The organism is Candidatus Eisenbacteria bacterium, assembly GCA_018831195.1.
GTDB lineage: Bacteria > Eisenbacteria > RBG-16-71-46 > CAIMUX01 > JAHJDP01 > JAHJDP01.
Genome location: JAHJDP010000008.1, coordinates 1 through 4,377, shown reverse-complemented (window position 1 = coordinate 4,377; position 4,377 = coordinate 1). Strand labels below are relative to the sequence as shown.

Here is a 4,377-nt window from a genome sequence, read left to right as displayed (position 1 = left end):
GCCGAAGGCGGGGACTCTCGAGGAAATCGAAAAGCTGTTGCCCAACCGGTGTACCGCAGAAGAGATCGATAAAGCTCTAGTTTAGAGAAGACCCATCCTTCGTCGAAGAATATATGGGGTGCTGTTTACTGACCGCTTACCCATTCTTAACCCCTTTTGGTGGACCGCATGGTTCATATTCACCGCGGCAATGAACCCATGTCTGCGTAGTCACCCCTGCGGTCATTTGGGATAGCGGGCAGCAGCTACCGCCGCAGCGCAAGCGCGATACTCCCGCTGACAGAGCGCATCGCCGGAACAAGGACGGCGAGTGCATTGACGACGGGGGTCAGGCATAGCACCGCAAGAATGAGCCAGCCGGGAAGCTTCAGGGGAATCGGTGTCTGCATGATCTGACCGATGGAGCTTTCGAGAAAATGGGATCCCAGGGCCAGCACCGCCGCGCTCAGGGCGACGGCGATCAAGGCCGTTAACGCGCCCGCAAGCGCGGCTTCAGCGGCAAGGAGTCCGACGAGACGCCGCTGACTGAGGCCGAGCGCCCGCACAACGCCCATCTCAAAACGCCTCTCGCGAAGGATCAGAATGAGCGTGTTCGTGGCGTTCATTAAAGACAACCCAATGATGACTCCCCCGAGCAGGCTGAAGACCACGATGGCGACGCTGATCCCAGCGTCTACCTGACGCGCCAAATGCGATTCCGGTGTGATCTCGAGCCCCAGTTTGCGCGCCAAAGCTTCGATACGGGCGATTTCTCCCGGGGAAGAAGCCTGGATCACAACCGCATCGTAGGATTTGCGCTCTTCGTCGAGCAGGAGCCGGTCGTAGTAATCCAGCATGGCGAGCGGCACGGCGACGGCGAAGGGATCGATCCGGTCGGAAAGACCCACGATGAGCGCTTGCTTTGAGATCGATCGATCGAGATCGCCGGCAATCGATGAGATACCGAGTTCGATCGCGACCTCGCGGCCGATAACGGCTCTTCCCGTGAGCCGCGGCAGGTTGTTCGCCGGGGCAAATCCCGCATTGTAAAATTGCAGTACTTTGCGCGATAGGAGGATGGGGATCGGTTGGGAATTGTTAAACACGAAGGCGGCGTCTTGAGGCAGTTCATCAGCGACCCAGCGCGGATCAATTCCCTGCACCGACGTGTCGGTGCCGTATTGGGAGCCGAGAAACTCCGCATGGAGATGGATCGGAAACCGGGCATAAGCGATCGGATAGACCGCCTGCACGGATTTATCGGAGACGAGTTTTTCCACGGCCGCTTCATCGAGCGTGCCTCCGCCGAGGAATTTCGGCCGCCCCAAACGCAGAATGGCAATATCCATAGACTTGGGAACAACCTTGATCTGGTCAAGCGGTAGCGCGCCCAGAAATCCATCTAGAACGAGCGTACGAAGACCGAGACCTGAAGCGATGAAGAGTGTGACCAAGGTCACCCCGATAAGGAGTCCGACATTGGCCGCCACAAGCCTGCGCCGGCTTCCTCGATTGAGAAGGTAGAAAAAGCGTAGTCGCTTAAGCCAAGGCATGAAGGACTCCATCCCGGAGCTGCAGAGTGCGATCCGCCTGCTGTTTCAGACGTTCGTCATGCGTGGCGATGAGCATTGTGGCGCGGTGCTGCGCCCGGTACTCAAGGAGAATCTCGATGACGCGATGCCCGATCTCCTCATCGAGATTGCCCGTGGGCTCATCCACTAGTACAATCTCCGGCTGCGTCACCAGAGCCCGGACAATGGCGACCCTCTGGCGCTCGCCGCCCGAAAGCCGATCGGCGCGTGTACGGGCTGAATCTAATAATCCTATGCGCGTCAACAACTCAAACACCCGGGCCCGCGGCTCCGCAGCTGGGTGGGGCTGCATCAGGAGGGGCAGGGCGAGATTCTCCTCGACGCTCAGATCGGGGATCAAATTAAAGTCTTGGAAGACGTAGCCGATGCCTTTGCTTCTAACCTCGGCGCGGCCCGCATCAGGAAGGTTCCACACCGGCTCGCCGTCGATGAGAACAGTGCCCGCGAAGGCCGGCTCCAATCCTCCGACAACATTGAGAAGCGTCGTCTTGCCGGAGCCGGACGGGCCGATGAGGGCGACGATCTCGCCCTCATGGATCGAAGCCGTCGCGCCCCGTAAAATCGCTCGTGTCCCATCCGGACCAGTGACGCTCACATGGACGTCTTTGAGAGTGATCTTGTCCGCCACCAGGCCCTCAGTTTCTCTTACTGCGCAAATTTCTTCGTCAGATCGGCAAGGCCGGCCCAAAAGTCGGACCGATCGGATTCGATGCGAATGGTCGTGCGGATTCCGTCGTCTTCAGCAAAGCCGGTCGCGAGGAAGTGCTTGAGCTTGAGCTCTTGGAGTACGGATTCCGCCATCTGCGGCACCCCTGCTTGATCCTGTTGGATGAACCCGCCGAACGCATTCAGCACCTGGCTGATCAACTCGAGATCGAGGTAGAAGAGGCTAGTAGGATTGTGACCCATGGCGTCGGTGAGTGCCTGATACTCCAACGCGTCAGCGAAGCCGCTGTCGCCGTCGACGATTTGGCCGAAACGCGCGCGTGTGCTGCTGATGACCAGGTAGTTCTCCACGATGCCGCAGCAGACTTCAGCGAACGGCGGCATGGCAATAATGTAGAAGGAGACTCCGCCGACTTCGTCCTTCTCGAAAGTCGGTTGCTGCCCTCCAGTGCGCGTTTTAGCATACTCTACGACTTTATCCAGGGTTTGCTGGAAAACATCGGGCCGGTCGATCTGGAAGTAGAGAACGGCGTCGCTCCCGATAAAAGCAACCTGGTCGATGAGAAGCATCATATCGCCCTTGATCTGGCGGATGAGATCCTGCTCGAGCTCGATGCCGAGCTCCTGACGAAGCTCCTTCTCTGCCTTGTCAAACCCTTCCGAAATGTCCTCAATCTCATCGATCACGTTGGCGCGCACCCACGTCCAAAGCGCCTGCGCGTTGAAATTGAAATCATAGAGGAATCTCGGCTTGCCGGGGATCCGGCGATGGAAGGATCCCGAACCGCTGGCGGGCTCGAGGAAGGAGAGCAACTCCGAGCCGCTCTTGATCCCGGCGTAACCCTCCGCGGTCAGTCCATTGGGAATGAAGCTGACCGCGCCGGCGGAGCCCCTCACATCCTCAGCCATGCGGACGACCTTTTCTACGAGCGCTGCGAGGCCGGGATCGACATCCTCTTGGGATGCGAGCTCCTTCTTGGCCCTGACGATTTGCGACTCCATGTCGATACGACCATAGAACGAAAGGTCCCGCCCCGCCGACAGCTTGGCGATGGCGTCTCTATAATCCGCTGAGCGACCCAAGGACTGGTCGGGGCTTACATTGAGGATCTTCTGAGCCACTGTTAAAGCGCGAACAGTGTCGGGGTCACTGCTGCCGCTGACGACCAGAAACCTCTCCGAAGTGAAGTAGGAATACTTGCCCTCCTCGTCGCCGAGGATCTCTGTGTTCTCTTGAGTCGCCAGCGACTTGACGGTTTGAGATTCTCTCTCCAGCACATCCCGCAGGTTCTTTCCGAGGTCCCGGCCGTCGCCCTCCAGAAACACCGCGAAGGTGGCAGGATCTTCTCCGAAGACGGCGATGGTCACCGGCAGCAGCGGATCGAGCCCCATGGTGCGCAGGCTGTCGAGATCCATGAAGGCGTTCCATTTGCTGTCCCCGCCGCTCATCAGGGGCAACAGTTCGCCGAGATGAAGGCGCTGGTAAAGCGATTCAGGATGCTCGATGGAAAAGACCATGGCGGCGTCGGCCGGGATGAGTTCGGCGGCCGCCGACGCCCCTCCTATTCCGGTAGTTTTCTTGCCGCAGCCCGCGAGGATCATGATCGCGATCAAAGGAATCAACCCTATGACTATCGTTCGTCTCCTCATCGCCCGATCTCCTTTCCATGGCAGTGTTTGTCTTTAAGGCCAGGGTTATTCTTGCAGGAGGTGGGACGACCTCAAGGAGACTATGGGGCGCGAAGGAGAAGGGCTTGGCGACGGGATCGATCTATCACCTCACTAGATTGAAACTAGCTTGGATCTGTTTCTCCCCCTGTGCACCTCGGTTCCGGCGCTCAACTATGGCTAGTAGAGGCTCTTGATCCGCCCCCAGGTCGTTTTCGCGACCGGCGTCGCCATTTCGATGACGTACGCCCCAATGCCCATCGATTGGGTCGGCTCGAAGAAAAGGCTCGGATCTTGCCAGCCGTCTGCCGGTGGGAATCCGGGTGCGATTTTCGTTCGCGGTTTTCCGCCCGGTCCGTTCAGGTCCGCGGCGCAGTACCAGCCTTCCTGGAATTCAGGCCAATCCCCCCAAAACCCCACGAAGAACTCCCCATCCACGAAAACGGGATCGACCGCGACATCGTGCTGGCTC

At 58.8% G+C, this 4,377-nt stretch carries 4 protein-coding genes; all 4 read right to left on the bottom strand.

The annotated features are described in order from the left end of the window. Positions 1 to 245 precede the first annotated feature (245 nt). The gene (locus KJ970_01120; protein MBU2689502.1) at positions 246 to 1,532 is read right to left on the bottom strand and encodes an FtsX-like permease family protein; all 1,287 of its coding nucleotides are present in this window, start codon (positions 1,530 to 1,532) and stop codon (positions 246 to 248) included. Further along, positions 1,519 to 2,199: an ABC transporter ATP-binding protein gene (locus tag KJ970_01115; GenBank protein ID MBU2689501.1), complete on the bottom strand. Its 681-nt coding sequence runs from the start codon at positions 2,197 to 2,199 to the stop codon at positions 1,519 to 1,521. The genes KJ970_01120 and KJ970_01115 overlap by 14 nt, the downstream gene beginning before the upstream one ends. 17 nt (positions 2,200 to 2,216) lie before the next feature. Continuing rightward, positions 2,217 to 3,851, bottom strand: coding sequence for a DUF3352 domain-containing protein (locus tag KJ970_01110; GenBank protein ID MBU2689500.1), 1,635 nt, complete (start codon positions 3,849 to 3,851; stop codon positions 2,217 to 2,219). Between the two features lie 234 nt (positions 3,852 to 4,085). Then, on the bottom strand, positions 4,086 to 4,377 hold a 292-nt coding region (locus tag KJ970_01105; GenBank protein MBU2689499.1), incomplete at its 5' end, for a hypothetical protein.

Bases quoted from the DNA above. Each gene is read 5' to 3' on its own strand.
- KJ970_01120 (MBU2689502.1), bottom strand. From the start codon at position 1,532: ATGCCTTGGCTTAAGCGACTACGCTTTTTCTACCTTCTCAATCGAGGA.